Genomic DNA, 19,565 nt, shown 5'->3' with positions numbered 1-19,565 from the left:
AATGCTTCGTTCTAAAATCTACGTAATATTCATTTTACGCAACAAGAACGAGGCATTCATATTCTTGCACACCCCCTGTTTTAGTTTATAATCAAAAAAAAGTTCATCATCCCGTATTTCAGTTTCAAAAAAATAGTTCTTTACACTTTCTAGATTATCGGCTATTTTACAAAGACTTAGATCATGCGTTGCTATAATACCGGAAACGCCCATCTCCACTAATTTCTCAATGAGCTTTTTGGAACCTGCGGCTTTATCTATACTGTTGGTCCCTTTTAAGATTTCATCCAATACCACTAGGTAAGAATCTTTTTGTAACTGTTTAACAATAAACTGCAATCGTTTTAACTCCGCAAAAAAGTATGAGCTATTGTCTGTTAACGAATCGCTTGTTCTCATGCTGGTTATAAGTTTAGTAGGCTTATAGTAGCTTTTCTCTGCGCAAACTGGAAGACCCGCATTCGCCATTATTATAAAAAGTGATACTGATCGTAAAAAAGTACTCTTACCGGCCATATTTGCACCCGTAATTATAAAAAAATCGGTACTGTCCAAGACCAAATCACTTGTAACTCTATCTTCATAAGGTATCAAAGGATGCCCCAAAGATTTTATATCAATTGATACAGTATTGCTTTCACGTATATCCGGGTAAGCAAAATTTGGATGGTTATATGCAAAGGTTGCAAATGAGTTAAATGCATCAAAAAATGCAATGGTCGTAAACCATTGGTCCACTGTATCCCTATACTTCAAAATCCATTTTTCTATTTTCAAAGAACATTGTATATCCCAGAGAAAAAGTCCATTTCCCACCAAAGCAACTATGAGATTGTTTCGATTGTCCAATGCATCGAGTGCTTTTGAAAAGTTTTTAAAAATCCGGGAGGCCATTAACCCCTTAGATCTTATCTTATCCTTTTCCTCTTTTAGAAGTGGTGAAATGAATTCTGTTTCTTCTATTATATCAAGTAATTGGGCGTATTGCTGAATGGTCTCTTTTATTCGACTGGTTTTTAAACTTAAAATATTAACCTTTCTTACATAAACTAAAGTAAGCGCCAAACCGAATATAAACCAACAGAGCAGCAGTAATGGGTTTATAAGTTTTAAAACCAAGCCTAGTATCAAGAGTGTTGAAACCAAACCAAATGACATGACCACCCATTTATAAAAACCGGGAAGAAACGGTTTATAATTGTTTAGCCATTGGATTATTGATTCATTCGATGTTTCGCTCTTAATTGTACGGGCGATAGCAGTATACTTTTGTCTCCATTCATTTTTGCCCGAAAGTTCTTTTATGCCAGCTTGTCGTTTTTCAACATCACAAATACTGTTTGCCGTGAGTAGTTCAACTAATTTTTTAGTACCTTCTGTTAGTCCTGTTCTATTGGTATATTGAAAAAAAGAACCCCTACCGAACAAATCAATGTCCGAACTGAAAAAATGCATCGTATCATCAAATTCAGAACCATCAAACCGTTCTAAATAATCATTATCCAGAATTTTAATTTCTTCTTCATTGATCGCTATTAATTCTTTGTTGAAATTATATTGGTGCTTACGGGACACATACATTTTCAATAGTAAAAGAAAAAGTGAAATTCCAACAATCGCGATTGCCCATGCCAAATAGCTATTTTCAAAAAATAAGTAGACCAATAAAACAGTGCCCACAAAAACGGATAATCTTAGAAAACTTATGAGATTGAGAGCACTTCGATTTTTTTGTATCTCTTGTTCAAGTATTTTAATGCGCTCATTGTAATAGGAAATAGGCTGTTGCATAGACCAAGATGCTAAATGTATTCAAATTGAGTTGAATGTTTCTTAAATCAACACTTTTTAATCTAAAATCGCTAAGATAAAATCTAAATAATTAAAAGCTGTTTTTCATTTTCAGTATCCAAACTAATTCGACTTGGATTAAATTTGTGATATGAAAAATACTGTTTCAGAACGGGTATCGGATTTCTTGAAGAATTATCCACCTTTCAATATCCTTGAAGAAAATCAACTACAAAAACTATCTTACGAGGTTTCGATTATATATAAAGAGAACAATAGTATAATATTTACCGAGAAAGAAGTTCCGCACGATCATTTTTATATCGTCCATAAAGGTGCAATAGCATTGGCAAAAAAGGATTCCAAAACTATAATGGATATCTGTGATGAGGGCGATATTTTTGGTCTACGCCCACTAATGGCGAACGAAAAATACAAACTTGAAGCAAAGGCCCATGAAGAAAGCATTTTGTACGCTATCCCTATAAAAGAATTTAAACCATTGGCTCTTGAAAATCAACGGGTGGGGAATTTTTTGATAGAAAGCTTTGCTTCCAATACCCGTAACCCATACTCCTTAAAACATCGTGGTAAGTTGTATGGGCTACCAAACGATACAAGCAACCCACCTGAAAATAAACTTTTGGATTTACAACCTGTTGGGTATTCAACCAATTTGGTCACCTGTTCTGAAACTACCACTATTAAAACTCTGGCAAACAAAATGACAGCTAACAATGTAGGCTGTATTTTGGTTGTAAAAGATAATTTACCCGTAGGGATTATTACTGACAAGGATATTAGAAATAAAGTTTTTTCCGGTAATGTTCCCGTTACCGGGACCGCAAAAAAAGTTATGACAACACCTGTCATCACCTATCCAAAAAACTTGACCATTACTCAGGCACAAATGGCCATGATGAAAAGCAACATAAGTCATTTGTGCCTAACAGAAGATGGCACACCTGAAACTCCAGCTGTTGGAATCTTATCCAAGCATGATGTCATGCTTGCAGTGGGAAATAATCCTGCAGTAATGATGAGGGCCATAAAAAGATGTAAGGACACTCAAAAATTAAAGTCTGTAAGGCGTGCCATGATGAACTTGCTTAGAGGTTATCTAGACCAGAATATCCCTATACGATTGGTTTCTAAAATTATCTCTGAACTAAATGACGCCATTATAAAACAATTGATATACGTGGTAGTTAAAAAGATGGAAAAACAACCCCCTGTCAATTTTGCTTGGTTAGCGATGGGCAGCCAAGGAAGAGGTGAACAATTATTGACCACCGATCAGGACAATGCCATACTATTTGAAGATGTTCCTAAAAATAAATCAAAAGAAACACAAGCTTATTTTTTAAAATTGGGGAGCCTTATTACAAAAGAATTGAATACCATAGGTTACGAATATTGTCCAGCAGAAATGATGGCCTCAAATCCATTGTGGTGCCATAGTCTTAGCGAATGGAAAGATGTAACTTCCTACTGGATCGGTAACCCGGGCCCTGACGAGGTGCTCCTCTCCTCAATCTTTTTTGACTATAATGTGACGTATGGCGATAAGTCCCTTGTTACGAAATTATCGGCCCATATATTTCAACAAATAAAAAAGCATCCCTTGTTTTTAACACATTTGGCAAGCGGAGCATTGCAAAATCCCTCTCCAACAGGTTTTTTTAGAAGTTTTTTGGTAGAACAAGATGGAGCGCACAAAGATTTCTTCGATTTAAAACTTAGGGCGCTAATGCCCATGATAGATGCTGCAAGGGTCTTAATCCTGTCGCATTCCATAAAATCTATAAACAACACATCAGAACGCTATGAAAAACTTGCAGAACTAGAACCCCAAAACAAAGAATTTTACCTCTCCTGTTCTTATGCGAGCAAAGCTTTATTGAAATTTAGGACTATCCAAGGACTATTACATAACGACTCGGGAAGATTTATTGCTTTGGATAAATTAAATAAAGAGGAAAAAATAAAATTGAAAAGAACTTTTAAAACAATCAAGGAAATACAGGAATTGCTGCAATTACGGTTTCAGGTAAAGAATATTTTGGGGTGATGGGATTCTTCAAAAAGAAAAGCAAATTAAAGTTACCCGTGTTTTGGTCAAATTATTACGACTATTTCAAAAATAAGTTGCCCGATACTATTGAAGCGAACCAATTTGTAGTTTTTGATACCGAAACCACTGGTTTGGATTATAAAAGGGACCGAATACTTTGTATTGGAGCCCTAAAGTTGAAAAATAATAAAATATCGGTAAAAGAAAGTTTGGAAATTTATATTTCACAAACACACTATGATGCTGAAAGTGCTGAGATTCATGGTATTCTTAAGAAAGATAAAAAAGCACAAATCTCTGAATTGCAAGCCTTGGAACTATTTCTTGGGTATATAAAAAATCACGCTTTGGTGGGGCATCATGTCATGTTCGATGTAAACATGGTCAATGAAGCCTTAAAACGAAATGGTCTGCCCAAACTTAAGAACAAAACTCTGGACACTGCTTTACTCTACAAGAAGACACTCTTGACTACCACCCTACTTCAGCGAAAAGAGCAATACACTTTGGACGATTTGGCCGAAAAATTCAGTATCTCAAAAAAAGATAGACACACTGCATTGGGTGATGCATTGATTACTTCCATTGCCTTTCTTGCTATTGTCGATAAATTAAAGCCAAACAATCTCAAGGAGCTTATTAAAAAACAGCATCCTTCTAAATATAGTCTTTGATATCGTCTATAAACTCTCTCGCATAATTATATCCACTACTTCTGGATTCAGCAGTGTTGATGTATCCCCTAAATTTCCGGTGTCCTTAGATGCAATCTTTCGTAAAATACGGCGCATAATCTTACCGCTACGGGTTTTTGGAAGTCCAGGTACAAACTGAATTTTATCCAACTTCGCTATAGGACCAATATGCTCGGTAATCACTTGATTGATTTCTTTCTTTAGATTATCCCTGTCACGCGATTGGCCGGTTTCCTTTAAAATTACATAACCATAGAGTGCATTTCCCTTAACATCATGAGGGAATCCCACAATTGCGGATTCTGCAACAGCTGGGTGCTCATTAATCGCATCTTCGATTGGGGCAGTACCCAAATTGTGTCCTGAAACAATAATCACATCATCTACCCTACCCGTAATTCTGTAGTAACCGACCTCATCCCGTAAAGCGCCGTCACCCGTAAAATACATACCTTTAAAAGCACTAAAATAGGTATCCTTGTAACGCTGATGATCACCCCAAATAGTCCTAGCAATAGAAGGCCAAGGAAACTTTATGCATAAACGTCCGTCAACTTGGTTCCCCTTGATTTCCTTTCCATTTTCATCCATCAAAGCAGGTTGTATCCCTGGCATTGGTAAGGTTGCATATGTTGGTTTGGTAGGTGTCGAAAATGGAATTGGGGAAATTAGGATTCCACCGGTTTCTGTCTGCCACCAAGTATCTACGATTGGGCATTTTTTTTCGCCTACATGATCATTGTACCAGTGCCAAGCTTCTTCGTTGATGGGCTCGCCTACGGTACCCAAAACTTTCAAGCAAGAAAGGTCGTATTCGGTAACAAAATCCAGATTTTCTTTGGCCAATGCCCTTATCGCTGTTGGTGCCGTATAAAATTGGTTGATTTTATGTTTTTGAACAACGTCCCAAAAGCGACCAAAATCAGGATAGGACGGTACTCCTTCAAACATTACCGTAGTTGCCCCGTTCGCCAAAGGGCCGTAAACGATATAAGAATGTCCTGTAATCCAGCCAATATCAGCCGTACACCAGTACACATCCTCTTCACGATATTGGAATACATTTTTAAAGGTGTAGGCCGTATAGACCATGTAACCACCTATAGTATGCATCATTCCTTTTGGCTTACCCGTGGAACCGGATGTGTAAAGAATGAAGAGCGGATCTTCGGCATCCATAATATCTGCTGTGTAATCAGCGTATGCTTTATCCAATAAAGGTTGTAACCATTGATCTCTACCTTCCTTCATGGTTATCTTTGATTTTGTTCGCTTTGCAACCAAAACGGTTTCCACGCCAGGGCATTTTTCCAAAGCTTCATCTACAATTCCTTTAAGGTCAATGGTCTTTGCACCACGGTATGAGCCATCAGACGTTACTACCATCTTTGCTTTACAATCATTGATTCGGGTAGCCAGGGCAGTTGATGAAAATCCAGCAAAAACCACCGAGTGTATTGCTCCAATGCGCGCGCAGGCCAAAAGTGAAACGGCCAATTCTGGAATCATCGGTAAGTATATCACCACCCTATCCCCTTTTTCGATACCATTATCTTTCAATACATTGGCAAACCTACATACCTTTTCATGCAATTGTTTGTAGGTAATGTGTTGGGCCTCTTCTTTTGGGTCATTCGGCTCGAAAAGTATTGCCGTTTTATCTCCCCTAACCGGTAAATGGCGGTCAAGACAGTTTTCGGTAATGTTCAACTTAGCGCCTTGAAACCATTTGATTTCAGGTTTGGAGAAATCCCATTCCAGAACGCTGTCCCATTTTTTTCGCCATACAAAATGTTCTTCGGCAACTTCTTCCCAAAAATTTTCTGGATTTCTGACCGATTTACGATAGACTTGATAGTACTCTTCAAAGTTTTTAATATGGTAGTTGCTCATGATTTGTTGTTTTAGTTATGTTTATTTAAGCTTTACTTTTTTACATTATTAATTTTTCTACATCGGCTACGACTTTTTTAATGGAAAAAGGTTTGGTCATATAACTGTCAGCTCCCATTTCAAGTCCTTTTTCAACATCTGCCATTTTGCTTTTCGCGGAAAGGAAGATAACCTTCGTCTTTTCCAGGTATTTATTGGCTCTTAACTTTTTTAAGGTTTCGTAACCATCCATTTGCGGCATCATGATATCCAAAAGAATTACATCTGGCAACTGTTTTTCGGAAATTTCCAAGGCCTCTGTTCCATCCCTGGCCACAAAAACCTCAAATGCTCTTTTTTTAAAAGCATACTCCAACGACATTACAATATTTGGTTCATCGTCAACAATTAATATTTTCTTTATACTCATCTTGCTTTAGGTATTGTAAACACTAATCTTGCTCCCTTCTTAAAGTTCTTGTCCGCCCAAATACTACCACCATGGCTTTCCACAATCTTTTTACAGATAGCCAACCCAAAACCACTGCCTTGTGGTTTTTTGATGTTTTGGTTTTGTGATTGGTAAAACTTATCGAATATATATTTTAGTTCTTCCTTTGGAATTCCCTTACCATTATCTTCCACTACTATGGTTACTTCCTTTTCATTGTCTTGTGTTGCAATGCGAATTATCCCCTTTCCATATTTCACAAATTTCAAGGCGTTGGAAAGCAAATTGGTCAATACCTGCAATATTCTATCCTCATCATAAAGTCCTTGAGAATTGTTTCCTTCCTCGAATTTAATCTGAACACGGTTTTTGGAAGCAATCTGCTCAATTCCCTTAATGGCCTTGGCAATTGTTCTATTGATTTCCCGTCTTTTGATATCAAGTTCCGCCCGCTTACCTGATAATTTTTCTAAATCGAGAATATTATGGATCAAGATTGCCAAACGCTCTGTATCCCTACCGATATTTTCCAAGAATTGTTTTCGCAGTTCTGAAGGCATTTCATCATCTTCCAATACTTCTGAGGCAGCTTTTATTGATGTAATAGGGGTTTTTAATTCATGCGCCACAGTATCCAAAAACTCATCCTTAAGCTTATCCAAAGAACGAAGCTCCTCATTGGCCATCTGTAATTGTTCGGTCATGATGGAGAGTTCTTGTGACTTTTCCGTGAGCAGCTTGTTACTCTCTTTTGTTTCTTTGCTTTCCTCTAAAATCTTGATTACTTCAACCAAGCTGATCGGCTTTTCCTTAGACACCGATGCCAGTAAAATTTTAGCCGAAGCACTACCAATACTTCCTGTCAATAGTTTTTCTGAAAAATTGATGAGTCTGGCATCAGCTTTCTCCTGTTGTTCGGGAATATTATATTTTCTGTTGAAAATATTGAGCGCACGGTCTGTTCTCTGTATACCAAGAAATCGATATAATAGTTTTTTTATATCTGCCACGTACGCTTCACCCTTCCATATAAAAGCTTCTTCTTGTAAGTTTTCGTAATTGGCATTGTTCACGAACATTTCGGCATAGTTCCGTTCTCTGTAATTACCTTTGGCCAATAAGGAAAAAATCGCGAAGCCAAGTGTATTGAATGTAAGGCTCCATAAAAAAGTATTGCTCTCTGGGGTTAAGTATTCCAAGCCAAACAGTTGGGTTGGTCTAAGCCAGCCGTAGCCGAAAAAACCTTCGTTCAAAAAACTAATATTTGGTGAGATTGCATTTGCAACTATCGGAAAAATAAGCGTGTAGCATACCACTAAAAGTCCTACGACTATTCCTATTTTGGCCGCTTTAGCCGTTCCTCTTCTCCAAAAAAGTCCCAAAAAAAACGAAGGTGCCAATTGTGCGATCACTACAAAAGAAATCAACCCTATCGAGTAAAGTGATAGCTGGGTGGAAAACTTTATGTAAAAGAAATATGCGGAAATTATTAATATAAAGATGGCAATCCTTCTAATGTTCTTAATGCGTTTTGCATTTTCTTCTGGATTGCCTTCCACCAACTTTTTTATAAAGCCGTAAGGAATAATGACATTATTACTCACCATAGTGGACAAAGCAAGTGTAGAAACCACAATCATCGAAATAACAGCTGAAAAACCTCCAATAAAAACCAACATGGAAAGAAAAATATTTCCTTCTTGCAAAGGCAGCAATAGTGAATAGTAATCAGGATTTAATGTATCCGGTAATTTTAATATTCCTGCCCAAGCGATGAAAATTACAAATACATTGAACAACAGCAGATATAAAGGAAAAAGCCAAATAGCCTTTTTTAAATGTTTTTCTTTTTGATTTTCTACCACGGCAACGTGAAATTGTCTGGGCAACAAGAAAATAGCAAAAAAAGATAGGCATATGGTAAACAACCAATTAAACCCATTTTCCAGTCCCCCGAAAGAGGACAACTGTTTAAAATTTTCAGATTGGGCTGCCTTTTGATATAAATCCGTGGTTCCGTCGAATAAATAGAAGGTAACGTAGATCCCTACAATTAGAAAAAAAACCAATTTCAAAATGGATTCCAAAGCCACCGTTGCCATAATTCCCTTCTTTCCCTTGGATGCATCGGTGGAGAGTGTGCCAAAAAACGCCACGAAAATTGCAATCAACAAGGCGATATAAAAAGTGGAGTCGTCCAAAATACCTGTAGACATATAGCTATTGGCACTGGAAACGATATTAAAAGTTTCTGAAATCGCTTTTATCTGTAAAGCGATATAGGGTATAATTGCCAAAAGGCAGGTAATGGTCACTAAGGCCCCTAAAGGTCTATTGTTGCCGTAACGCATGGAGATGAAATCCGCTATACTGGAAATTTTATGCTGCTTCGATATACGTATTACCTTTCGCATCAACACAATCCAAAGCGGTAAGGCAATCACGGGTCCCAAATAAATGGTCAAAAAACTGATTCCGGATTTGGAAGCAATGCCCACACTGCCATAGTATGTCCACGCCGTGCAATAAACGGCCAAGGACAGTACATAGATGTATGGATTATTTATCCATCTGCTGTTTCTGTTTCTTTCGGCGAAATAAGCCAGTCCAAAAAGTAAGCCTAAGTAGCATATGATGACCAATATCAAACCATAATTACTCATAGTACTTTCTTAGAATAATATAGGATACGATAACCGCTATAAACCAACTTACGAAAATGAAAATGTAAAAAGCCGGAAATCCCATAATCTGATAATCCACATCAAAAATGGTAATAAACGGAACATTCCATAAAAAGAAAATCAATATGGAAAGTACAACAAGTTTCTGTTGATGCCTTTTTTTCATCTTCATAGAAAGCGATATTCTTTTAAAATTATAAAAAAAACGGCGTGGTGAAGTACCAAACCGTTTTTTACAACCAACTAATTATTATCAATGTGATGAAGCATCACCTGCACCACTAGGGATTCTTATGTTCTCAACGATTTCCTGTACTTGTTCTGGCGGTGCGTTAGTAAATTTATTTACCACCAAAGAAACCGTAAAATTGACCAGCATGGCAATGGTACCAAAGCCTTCAGGCGAAATACCGAACCACCAGGACGCTTTTAAACCTTCTACCGCAGCTTTACCTCCATCAAAAATTCCAAATTTAAATTTTAACATATAGAACAGCATGAGCAAAATACCGACCACCATTCCCGCTACTGCACCTTCCTTGTTCATTTTTTTGTAGAAAATACCTAGCACAATGGCTGGAAAAAATGAAGCGGCCGCCAGACCAAATGCCAACGCAACCACGGCTGCAACGAAACCAGGTGGATTGATTCCAAAATAACCAGCAATAACGACAGCAACGGTAGCGGCACCCCTGGCTGCCCATAGTTCTCCTTTTTCGGATATGTTGGGAACGAAGATCTTCTTGACCAAATCGTGGGACACCGATGACGAGATTACCAGTAGAAGACCAGCAGCAGTGGAAAGTGCTGCCGCCAAGCCACCAGCGGCTACCAAAGCGATCACCCACGCTGGTAAATTTGCAATTTCAGGATTTGCCAATACCATGATATCCCTATCAACTGTCAACTCATTCTTTGCCTTATCCGCAACATATTGGATTTTTCCATCCTTATTCTTGTCATCGAAAGCAAGCAGACCAGTGCCTTCCCAATTCTTGAACCATTCAGGCATTGCGGAGTATTCTTCGTTGCTAACGGTCTCAATCATATTCGTTCTTGCAAAAACAGCAACTGCCGGTGCTGTTGTATAAAGTATGGCAATCAAAAGAAGTGCCAATCCAGCGGATTTACGTGCATCTTTCACTCTTTTCACGGTGAAAAATCGGACTATTACATGGGGGAGTCCAGCTGTTCCCACCATTAATGCCAAAGTAATGGCGAAAACATCTATCAAACTTTTAGAACCAGATGTATATTCGGAAAATCCAAGTTCGGTTGACAAGCCATTCAGTTTATCCAGTAAATACATTCCTGAACCATCATTCACAGTACCTCCCATTCCCAATTGTGGAATAGGATTGCCCGTCATCTGTATCGAAATAAAAATTGCAGGAACCATAAAGGCAAAAATCAATACACAGTATTGGGCAACCTGGGTATAGGTAATACCTTTCATACCACCCAAAACTGCATAGAACAGCACAATTACCATCCCAATAATAACTCCTGTATTGATATCAACTTCCAAAAATCTCGAAAAAACAACACCTACGCCTCGCATTTGACCTGCAACGTAAGTAAAGGAAACCAACAAGGCGCAAAATACGGCCACCATTCTGGCAGAATTCGAATAATAGCGGTCACCAATAAAATCTGGAACCGTAAATTTTCCAAATTTCCGTAGGTATGGTGCCAATAAAAGTGCCAATAACACATAGCCCCCGGTCCATCCCATTAAATATACCGATCCATCATAGCCTGCAAATGCAATGATTCCGGCCATGGAAATAAAGGAAGCGGCTGACATCCAATCTGCCGCTGTAGCCATGGCATTCGCCAGTGGGGAGACCCCTCCTCCTGCTATGTAAAATTCTTTGGTAGATCCCGCTCTGGACCATATTGCGATTCCTATGTAGAGACCAAAGGTTAGTATAACCAACGCATAGGTCCAAATTTGAACATCATTCATGTGATATTTTTTTTAGTTAGTTAATCGACGTCGTAACCGTATTTTTTATCCAGTTTGTTCATTAACCTCACGTAAACAAAAATGAGTATAACGAATACATAAATGGAACCCTGTTGGGCAAACCAAAACCCGAGCTTAAATCCTCCGATCTTGATATTGTTCAATACATCTTTGAAAATGATTCCAGCTCCATAGGATACCGCGAACCATATGGTCAAAAGTATCAACAGATACCTTAGATTTTCTTTCCAATAGGCAGTTGCCTTTTTTTGTTTCTCTGACATAATTAGTTGTGGTTTTTATAAATAAATCATTGCTTGCACCGTGAACACTCCGGTGCTATCATTGTCGCCATATTTAAAATTGGAATACTCAAAAGAAAGTTTGGAGTGGTGTCCAGTGAAGTAAATATTCCCTCCTATTCCAAGTCGATTTGCGGAATCATCCATGGCGTCGACATTTCTATTTTGGAAAGAAACATAGGGTTGAAATCTGGTCTTGTCGGTTTCCCCTGCAAGTAAATATCCAACATGGGCATACAACATATTGCCCGAGTCGTATGTAGTTCCTAACGTAAAGTCCCTTCCGTAGTCATTGTTTTGATATACTGCATATGCTGTAATGGCACTACCGTCAGCTCCCAAAGGAGCATCATAAAAAACGTCGACCGCAAAAATCGAAACATCTTCTCCTGATAAATCACCAGCTGTATTAGCAACTACCGAACCGTTCGGATGTACCAAAAAACCAGCACCGATATTGAACACTTCCTTACTGCCTAAATAAGATCCAACTTTATAGGGTAAAAAATTCGATTCCTGATCTAAAAAGTTGTAGGCGAAATAACCTTGAACCAATTTTCCAGCATCTCTGGAACCTAGTAATCTTCTGCCTCCATAAATTGCTGCGCCATCGGGTGTTGGTACTATATCTGCCTGAAGATTGTTAGTACCGGCCTCATCCAAAGAAAGATTGTAAAACAATTTGCCGAATTTTCCCTTCATATATACACCTATGTGTCTTGCGAACTGATCTGAAAGACCAAGTACTGCCCATGACTGTCGGTTATTGTCCAATGTCATAAAATTGAGTGTACTTGCGCTGTTCAATCGTGAAATACCGTTCCAATAATGAAGCCCTGCACCAATTTGATGTTTGTCATCGTAAGACCATTCTCCCCAGAAATCATGAAAGAACAATTGCGAATTGGACCCAGTACCTATTGCACTTTGATTATTTCCATTTAAAGAGTTTAAACCGAAATGTGTCAATATCAAAAACTTTTTGTTCAACTGCGTATAGGTCAAGAGTCTCGCCCTACGTACACTTAGGTTGAACTTGCTCGCGTCATCAGCAACATTGTCGTTGTATTGTGCCCAAAACTGGCCCCAAGCGATAATCCTGAAGTATTTAGAACCATCTTCGTTTAACTTCACCTTATACCCACCACTATACTCTGTACTACCCTGAGAATGAATTACCTGTATAACCAGCAAACTGATTGCCAGTCCAAAGACTATTTTTTTCATTTTTAGTTGTTATTAGTGATTTGTTGCATGCACTACGAACATCCTAAAAATAAAGTGTGAAATAAAAATTAATATACTTTTTTGGTAACTTAGTATAGTTATTCCCTGAAACGCTCCCACTTAATGAGCATAAACTTATCACCTAGCTCCGTAACCAGAACGCCAGCTCCTTTTATATTAGACGTCTTTTGAAAGTAATCCCGAAGTTCTGAATGATTCAAAATCCTATACGTTGGATGATATGCCGTGTTATATGGCCGCTTAATGTTATATTTACGGACCCAGTTCATTATAGACACGTGTGAAACCCCTAAAATGCGTTCTATCTCCCTATAAGTGAGTCCCTCCAAGTACAACTGTAAAGCCTTGTTGACGTAGTAATCATCAATTCGTTTGCCTAACTTACCTGTTGTAAAAAAATAGCCACATGATTTGCATTTGTAACGTTGTCTATTCTTGATTATTCCAGCCTTAATGAACGTATCTGACTGACAATTAGGACATGCATCCATAATAGCTATACTTAATTAGCATAAATATACTAATTTAGCACGTATATATGGAATGTTAAACTTTTAAGATCATGTAGTTAAACGAAATTTTTGATGCCAAGTAGACAACAACTACGTTAAAATCTTAAAATAAGAGGTGTTAATTGATGGTTTTTAGATATTCCGTGACATTCGCCAGTATACGTTCTTCTATATTAGCTAGATTGGCCTTCACAAAGGTTTCGCCAGTAATACTTTCATATAATTCTATGTAGCGCTCTGAAACAGACTCTATGTAAGAATCTTCCATTTTAGGGAGTTTTTGTCCTTTCAATCCTTGAAAACCGTTTGAAATAAGCCACTGGCGTACAAATTCCTTGGAAAGCTGTTTTTGGGCCTCTCCCCTCGATTGTCTTTCTGAATATCCTTCAGCATAAAAGTAACGTGAAGAATCTGGAGTATGAATCTCATCAATCAGGACAATCTCGCCATCCTTGGTTTTTCCAAATTCGTATTTGGTATCCACAAGAATCAACCCGCGTTCAGCTGCAATTTCAGTTCCTCTTTGAAATAAGGTTTTTGTATATGTTTCCAGTACTTCGTAATCCGATGCGGAGACTATTACCCTATCCAATATTTCCGTTTTGGAAATATCTTCATCATGATCTCCTTTTTCGGCCTTGGTTGCTGGAGTGATTATGGGATCGGGAAACTTATCATTTTCCTTCATTCCATCTGGCATAGGCTCCCCACAAAGTACTCTTTTCCCTGCCTTGTATTCACGAGCAGCATGGCCAGAAAGATACCCCCTTATGACCATTTCAACCTTAAAGGGCTCACATGCTTTTCCGACCGCTACGTTTGGGTCAGGGGTTGCCAATAACCAATTGGGAACAATATCTTCGGTAGCTGCCATCATTTTTGTAGCAATTTGATTGAGGATTTGTCCCTTGTAAGGAATACCTCTTGGCATTACCACATCGAAAGCGGATAAACGATCTGTTGCTACCATCACGAGAATATTATTCTCCAAAGTATATACTTCACGAACTTTTCCCTTGTAGACAGATTTTTGCCCTGGAAATTGAAAATTGGTATCCATCAAGGTACTTTTCATGTTATAGTTTTATAAAAGACTTTTAAGCGGTTTTAAAACGACATAAATCTCACGAATTTTCACGAAGGACTTAATAAGCATGCATTTCATTAAATCTAGTTCAGATTAGATTATACGAAGAATACGGTGTAGACAAGCTTCATATTTCTTACTTCTGACCTCGTAATTCTAACTTCATATTTTACAACTAGTTATGGTGTTCAATATTCTTATATGCGTCTATGACTTTTTTGACGAGTTTATGGCGAATCACATCTTTGTCATCCAAATAAATCATACTGATTCCCTCAACGTTCTGTAAAATCAAAAGCGCTTCTTTCAATCCTGAAATTACCCGTCTTGGCAAATCTATCTGTCCTGGATCCCCTGTTAAAAGAAACTTGGCATTCTTTCCCATACGTGTTAGGAACATTTTCATTTGCGCATGGGTCGTGTTCTGCGCTTCATCCAAAATAACAAAAGCATTATCCAAGGTTCTACCGCGCATAAATGCCATAGGTGCTATTTGAATTGTACCATCTTCAATATACTTGTCCAAACGTTCCGGTGCTATCATATCGCGCAATGCATCGTATAAAGGCTGCATGTAAGGGTCTAGCTTTTCTTTTAGATCCCCTGGAAGAAAACCAAGATTTTCGCCAGCTTCTACCGCTGGCCTGGTTAAAATGATACGGCGTACCTGTTTTTCCTTTAAAGCTTTTACCGCCAACGCCACACCTGTATATGTTTTTCCGGTTCCGGCAGGGCCAATGGCAAAGACCATATCGTCTTTTTTACAGGCATCCACAAGCCTACGCTGATTAACTGTTTGTGCTTTTATAAGCTTACCACTGACTCCATGTACCAAAACATCTCCGCTGCTTTTTGATGAGGCATGATCTTCTTTACCGTCACTGGTAAGCAAGCGCTCAATGGAATTCTCATCCAACTTATTATATTTGGCAAAATGGGAAGTGAGCATATCAAAGCGTTTGTCAAACTCCTCTAAGAGTTCTTCGTCCCCGTATACTTTTATTTTGCTCCCTCTCGCAACAATTTTTAGTTTGGGGAAATATTTTTTAAGTAGTTCAATGTTCTCATTTCGCTGACCAAAAAATTCTCGGGGGCTGATTTCCGTAAGTTCTAATATTAATTCGTTCAAAAAGAGTGGGCTGTTTATAAGGTTATTTTTGAAGAGACTTTATTGTTTCTTTTTAGTTAATTTTACTTCGCAAACTTAACCAAAAATCAATTTGAACAGACAAAAACATATCAACAGTATTGCATGGCAATCATAACATTAACTACAGATTTTGGGTATAAAGACCACTTTGTAGGTGCCATTAAAGGTACTATTTTAAATAATCTGCCAGGAATCAGTGTTGTTGATATATCCCATGCCATCAGTCCGTTCAATATTCAAGAGTGCGCATATATCCTCAAGAACGCATATCGATCATTTCCTTCTGGAACCGTTCATATTGTTGGTGTTGACTCTGAATTGTCTCCAGAGAATCAGCACATAGTGGTTCAAGTGGACGGTCATTATTTTGTTAGTGCCAACAATGGTGTAATTTCTTTGATTACTTCAGAAATAAAACCAGAGAAAGTTGTAGAATTGAACATTCCGAATATAAACTCCGGCTCTTTTCCTGTTTTAAATGTTTTTGTACAGGCTGCCTGTCATATTGCAAGGGGTGGAAAATTGGAAGTTATAGGAAAACCTTTCGATGCACTTAAAGAATTAAGGCAATTTGAGCCTAGGATACTAAATAATGGCAAAACGATTACGGGCAATGTGATATACGTTGATAATTATGGTAATGTAATCACCAATATTCAAAAAAGTCTTTTTGAAGCATACCGAAACGGAAGGGATTTTGAAGTAATAGCCAGAACCAATAAGTTGAAAACCATTCAGGAAAGTTATAACGACATCATCAATTTTGATTTGGATAAAGCGCAGCGCAAAGGACCAGGTGATGCTTTGGCTCTTTTCAATTCTGTTGGGTATATTGAACTCGCCATCTATAAAAGTGATTTGAACACCGTTGGTGGCGCTTCAACCTTACTAGGGTTAAATTATAGGGATATCGTAACCATAAATTTTCTGTAAATGTTGATTCGCATTGTAAAATTGACTTTTAAACCCGAAAATATTGCTAGTTTTAAGCAGATTTTTGAAGAATCAAAACCAATTATTTTGCAGTTCAATGGCTGTACCTTGTTAGAATCATATCAGGACATCAATAATCCAAATATATTTTTCACTTATAGTCATTGGGCTACTGAATCTGATTTGAACAATTACAGGGTTTCGGATTTTTTTAAAAATGTTTGGGGGGATACAAAAAAACTGTTTTCTGAAAAACCTGAAGCATGGAGCGTTGAGAGGGTTCAAAAAATTAGTAGTTAGAAAAAGACTTGTCATGCTTAAGTGGAAAAGAAGAAATTGTAAAACGTGTAATCATACCCTACTGAATATTAATTTCTGCTTACTTACAACTGAATATTATGTTCGCAATATTTAAGCGAGAAGTACAATCCTTCTTCACTTCGCCGATAGGGTACTTGATCGTTGGACTTTTTTTGCTCCTTAATGGACTTTTTTTATGGGTTTTTAAAGGTGATTATAATATTTTTGAGTATGGTTTTGCAGACCTTGGCAATTTCTTTTTATTGGCTCCGTGGATTTTCATTTTCTTGGTTCCTGCAATTACGATGAAGAGCTTTTCCGAAGAGCGAAAAGTAGGCACATTGGAATTATTGCTTATTAAACCTATATCATTGTGGAAATTGGTTTTGGGCAAATTCTGGGGTGCTTTTATTTTATGTGTAATCGCCATTATACCCACAATAATCTATGTTTTTTCAATTTCCGATTTAGGTATAATAGAAGGAAATTATGATTTAGGTGTTGTTTTGGGGTCATATTTTGGCCTTTTGTTCCTGATTGCATCATATACAACTATTGGTCTTTTTTCTTCTACGTTATCGGACAATCAAATTGTATCATTTATAATAGGAGTGCTAATCTGTTTTTTAATTTATAATGGATTTGATGCTATGGCATCAGTATCAAAAGATGGAGAAACCCAACGGTTCATTCAAAATATTGGGGCGAGAACACATTTTGACAGTATTGCAAGGGGTATTTTGTATACTAGCGACTTGATTTATTTTATTTCGATAAGTCTGTTTTTTTTATATCTCACGTTTGTTAGACTTAAACAATTACCAAGATGAGGGCAGCTTTTTTGATTTCGGTTTTTAAAGCACTTGCGATTGTAGTTCTTTTAAATATAATTGGTAGCTTTTTGTCCGCTCGTTTCGACCTTACAGAGGATAAACGTTTCACTTTGTCACAACCGGCCATTGAAGTGGCAGAAAAATTTGATGCTCCCGTAGTTATCGATATTCTTTTAGAAGGTAATATTCCTGCTGAGTTTTCAAAACTAAAAATCGAGACTCTTCAGTTGATAAAATCCTTTGCTGCTAAGAATAAAAATATCGAGTACAATTTGGTCGATCCCTTGGAAAATCAATCACAAAATCAACAGACCATTGCAGATTTGCAACGTATCGGACTTACTCCTGCAAATATTACGGTTGAAGAAAACGGAAAAGTTACCCAAGAAATGGTATTTCCTTGGGCAATGGTCAATTATAAAAATCAGACCGTAAAGGTCCCATTGCTCAAGAATAAGTTGGGATCGTCTATTGAAGATAGAGTAAATAATTCGGTACAGCAGTTGGAATATGTTTTTGCAGACGCCTTCACCAAGCTTAATATCAAAGAGAAAAGGCGTGTGGCTGTAATTAAGGGAAATGGCGAACTGGAAGATAAGTTTTTAGCGGATTACTTGACCACAATCAAAGATTACTATAATATCGGAGCAATTACTTTGGACTCGGTCGCTACCAATCCACAAAAGGTTTTAGAGCAATTAAAAGGTTTTGACCTAACTCTTGTAGCTAAACCTACAGAAGCATTTTCAGATGAAGAGAAATACGTTTTAGATCAGTACATAACAAACGGGGGCAAGTCTATCTGGTTGATTGATCAAGTTGCGATAGAACTGGACAGTATTTTCAAGAACGGGGGTAGTGCCTTGGCATTGCCCCGTGAATTAAACCTTAGTGATTTCTTCTTTAAATATGGTGTTCGAATCAATCCCGTTTTAATAAACGATCTATATTTTACTCAGATAGTATTGGCATCCGGTGAAGGTAATGATTCACAGTACAATCCTGTGCCATGGTACTACAATCCTATGGTGTTTTCAAGAAACGACCATCCTATAAATACGAATATTGAAGCAGTCCGTTACCAGTTTACGAACGCTATGGATATTCTTGAAAATGATTACGAGAAAACCATTTTATTGCGTAGCTCTCCATTATCAAAGACAGAGGGCACTCCCAAACAAATAGGACTTGACGTTTTGAACAATCCGCCCAATAGAGAATTGTACACTAATGGTAATCAACCCCTTGCCGTATTGATTGAAGGTAAATTCAGTTCCACGTTTAAGAATAGGGTAAAACCTATAAAACTTAAGAATACTTTAGAAGAAGGCCCTAATAATAAAATGATCATTATCTCTGATGGTGACGTAATTAAAAATCAGATAAGAAATGGTCGTCCTTTGGAATTGGGATATGATAAATGGACCAATAGCTCATATGGCAATAAGGAATTTTTGGTAAACTGTATTAATTACCTTTTGGATGACAACGGACTTATAAACATTCGAAATAAGAAAGTTTCCATTCCATTGCTAGATACTGAAAAAATTATCGAGCATAAAACAAAATGGCAGCTTTTAAATATAGGGGTTCCTGTATTATTGACATTGGTTTTAGGTATATTTTTCAACTTCCATAGAAAAAGAAAATTTGCCGCTTAGGTG

At 37.5% G+C, this 19,565-nt stretch carries 17 protein-coding genes; 6 read left to right on the top strand and 11 right to left on the bottom strand.

The window, feature by feature from the left end; all coding sequences use genetic code 11:
• Positions 1-18: 18 nt before the first annotated feature.
• On the bottom strand, positions 19-1,791 hold the full coding sequence (locus tag HME9304_RS14270) for a MutS-related protein (RefSeq protein WP_112379225.1): 1,773 nt from the start codon (positions 1,789-1,791) through the stop codon (positions 19-21).
• A 151-nt stretch (positions 1,792-1,942) separates the two neighbouring features.
• On the opposite strand from HME9304_RS14270, the gene HME9304_RS14265 reads away from it, so the two are divergent.
• Entirely contained in the window at positions 1,943-3,862 is a 1,920-nt protein-coding gene (locus tag HME9304_RS14265) for a DUF294 nucleotidyltransferase-like domain-containing protein (protein WP_112379224.1), read from the top strand.
• Positions 3,862-4,539, top strand: a complete 678-nt coding sequence (locus HME9304_RS14260) for a 3'-5' exonuclease (RefSeq protein WP_112379223.1) — start codon at positions 3,862-3,864, stop codon at positions 4,537-4,539. Before HME9304_RS14265 ends, HME9304_RS14260 begins: the two co-directional genes overlap by 1 nt.
• A 6-nt stretch (positions 4,540-4,545) precedes the next feature.
• Here HME9304_RS14260 and acs read toward each other — a convergent pair whose 3' ends face one another.
• The 10 genes from acs to HME9304_RS14210 all read right to left on the bottom strand — a co-directional run bounded on the left by acs (position 4,546) and on the right by HME9304_RS14210 (position 15,814).
• Positions 4,546-6,453, bottom strand: a complete 1,908-nt coding sequence (acs, locus tag HME9304_RS14255; RefSeq protein WP_112379222.1) for an acetate--CoA ligase — start codon at positions 6,451-6,453, stop codon at positions 4,546-4,548.
• 40 nt (positions 6,454-6,493) lie between these two features.
• Entirely contained in the window at positions 6,494-6,856 is a 363-nt protein-coding gene (locus HME9304_RS14250) for a response regulator transcription factor (RefSeq protein WP_112379841.1), read from the bottom strand.
• A 2-nt stretch (positions 6,857-6,858) separates the two neighbouring features.
• Positions 6,859-9,546, bottom strand: coding sequence for an ATP-binding protein (locus tag HME9304_RS14245; RefSeq protein WP_112379221.1), 2,688 nt, complete (start codon positions 9,544-9,546; stop codon positions 6,859-6,861).
• On the bottom strand, positions 9,539-9,739 hold the full coding sequence (locus HME9304_RS14240; protein ID WP_239023294.1) for a hypothetical protein: 201 nt from the start codon (positions 9,737-9,739) through the stop codon (positions 9,539-9,541). The genes HME9304_RS14245 and HME9304_RS14240 overlap by 8 nt, the downstream gene beginning before the upstream one ends.
• Before the next feature lie 81 nt (positions 9,740-9,820).
• On the bottom strand, positions 9,821-11,536 hold the full coding sequence (locus HME9304_RS14235) for a sodium:solute symporter family protein (RefSeq protein ID WP_112379219.1): 1,716 nt from the start codon (positions 11,534-11,536) through the stop codon (positions 9,821-9,823).
• Positions 11,537-11,556: 20 nt separating this feature from the next.
• On the bottom strand, positions 11,557-11,820 hold the full coding sequence (locus HME9304_RS14230) for a DUF4212 domain-containing protein (RefSeq protein WP_112379218.1): 264 nt from the start codon (positions 11,818-11,820) through the stop codon (positions 11,557-11,559).
• 15 nt (positions 11,821-11,835) lie between these two features.
• Positions 11,836-13,065, bottom strand: coding sequence for a hypothetical protein (locus tag HME9304_RS14225; RefSeq protein ID WP_112379217.1), 1,230 nt, complete (start codon positions 13,063-13,065; stop codon positions 11,836-11,838).
• Between the two features lie 98 nt (positions 13,066-13,163).
• On the bottom strand, positions 13,164-13,577 hold the full coding sequence (locus HME9304_RS14220) for a transposase-like zinc-binding domain-containing protein (RefSeq protein ID WP_112379216.1): 414 nt from the start codon (positions 13,575-13,577) through the stop codon (positions 13,164-13,166).
• 139 nt (positions 13,578-13,716) lie between these two features.
• Positions 13,717-14,673: a phosphoribosylaminoimidazolesuccinocarboxamide synthase gene (locus HME9304_RS14215; RefSeq protein ID WP_112379215.1), complete on the bottom strand. Its 957-nt coding sequence runs from the start codon at positions 14,671-14,673 to the stop codon at positions 13,717-13,719.
• Between the two features lie 187 nt (positions 14,674-14,860).
• Complete coding sequence (locus HME9304_RS14210; RefSeq protein ID WP_112379214.1) at positions 14,861-15,814, bottom strand: PhoH family protein; 954 nt, start codon at positions 15,812-15,814, stop codon at positions 14,861-14,863.
• Positions 15,815-15,937: 123 nt separating this feature from the next.
• On the opposite strand from HME9304_RS14210, the gene HME9304_RS14205 reads away from it, so the two are divergent.
• The 4 genes from HME9304_RS14205 to gldG all read left to right on the top strand — a co-directional run bounded on the left by HME9304_RS14205 (position 15,938) and on the right by gldG (position 19,562).
• Positions 15,938-16,768: an SAM hydrolase/SAM-dependent halogenase family protein gene (locus HME9304_RS14205; protein WP_112379213.1), complete on the top strand. Its 831-nt coding sequence runs from the start codon at positions 15,938-15,940 to the stop codon at positions 16,766-16,768.
• Positions 16,769-17,068 carry a putative quinol monooxygenase gene (locus tag HME9304_RS14200; RefSeq protein WP_112379212.1) on the top strand — a complete coding sequence of 100 codons (300 nt, stop codon included), beginning with the start codon at positions 16,769-16,771 and terminating at the stop codon, positions 17,066-17,068.
• A gap of 98 nt (positions 17,069-17,166) precedes the next feature.
• Positions 17,167-17,898 (top strand): gliding motility-associated ABC transporter permease subunit GldF, encoded by a 732-nt coding sequence (gene gldF, locus HME9304_RS14195; protein WP_112379211.1) that lies wholly within the window; start codon positions 17,167-17,169, stop codon positions 17,896-17,898.
• Positions 17,895-19,562, top strand: a complete 1,668-nt coding sequence (gldG, locus tag HME9304_RS14190) for a gliding motility-associated ABC transporter substrate-binding protein GldG (RefSeq protein WP_112379210.1) — start codon at positions 17,895-17,897, stop codon at positions 19,560-19,562. Before gldF ends, gldG begins: the two co-directional genes overlap by 4 nt.
• Positions 19,563-19,565 lie beyond the last annotated feature (3 nt).

It is taken from the genome of Flagellimonas maritima (assembly GCF_003269425.1).
Lineage (GTDB): Bacteria > Bacteroidota > Bacteroidia > Flavobacteriales > Flavobacteriaceae > Flagellimonas > Flagellimonas maritima.
This window is presented reverse-complemented; position numbering and strand designations above follow the sequence as displayed.

Coding starts and splice junctions, on each gene's coding strand:
- HME9304_RS14270 (WP_112379225.1), bottom strand. CDS start 1,791: ATGCAACAGCCTATTTCCTATTACAATGAGCGCATTAAAATACTTGAA.
- HME9304_RS14265 (WP_112379224.1), top strand. CDS start 1,943: ATGAAAAATACTGTTTCAGAACGGGTATCGGATTTCTTGAAGAATTAT.
- HME9304_RS14260 (WP_112379223.1), top strand. CDS start 3,862: ATGGGATTCTTCAAAAAGAAAAGCAAATTAAAGTTACCCGTGTTTTGG.
- acs (WP_112379222.1), bottom strand. CDS start 6,453: ATGAGCAACTACCATATTAAAAACTTTGAAGAGTACTATCAAGTCTAT.
- HME9304_RS14245 (WP_112379221.1), bottom strand. CDS start 9,546: ATGAGTAATTATGGTTTGATATTGGTCATCATATGCTACTTAGGCTTA.
- HME9304_RS14240 (WP_239023294.1), bottom strand. CDS start 9,739: ATGAAGATGAAAAAAAGGCATCAACAGAAACTTGTTGTACTTTCCATA.
- HME9304_RS14235 (WP_112379219.1), bottom strand. CDS start 11,536: ATGAATGATGTTCAAATTTGGACCTATGCGTTGGTTATACTAACCTTT.
- HME9304_RS14230 (WP_112379218.1), bottom strand. CDS start 11,820: ATGTCAGAGAAACAAAAAAAGGCAACTGCCTATTGGAAAGAAAATCTA.
- HME9304_RS14225 (WP_112379217.1), bottom strand. CDS start 13,065: ATGAAAAAAATAGTCTTTGGACTGGCAATCAGTTTGCTGGTTATACAG.
- HME9304_RS14220 (WP_112379216.1), bottom strand. CDS start 13,577: ATGGATGCATGTCCTAATTGTCAGTCAGATACGTTCATTAAGGCTGGA.
- HME9304_RS14215 (WP_112379215.1), bottom strand. CDS start 14,673: ATGAAAAGTACCTTGATGGATACCAATTTTCAATTTCCAGGGCAAAAA.
- HME9304_RS14205 (WP_112379213.1), top strand. CDS start 15,938: ATGGCAATCATAACATTAACTACAGATTTTGGGTATAAAGACCACTTT.
- HME9304_RS14200 (WP_112379212.1), top strand. CDS start 16,769: ATGTTGATTCGCATTGTAAAATTGACTTTTAAACCCGAAAATATTGCT.
- gldF (WP_112379211.1), top strand. CDS start 17,167: ATGTTCGCAATATTTAAGCGAGAAGTACAATCCTTCTTCACTTCGCCG.
- gldG (WP_112379210.1), top strand. CDS start 17,895: ATGAGGGCAGCTTTTTTGATTTCGGTTTTTAAAGCACTTGCGATTGTA.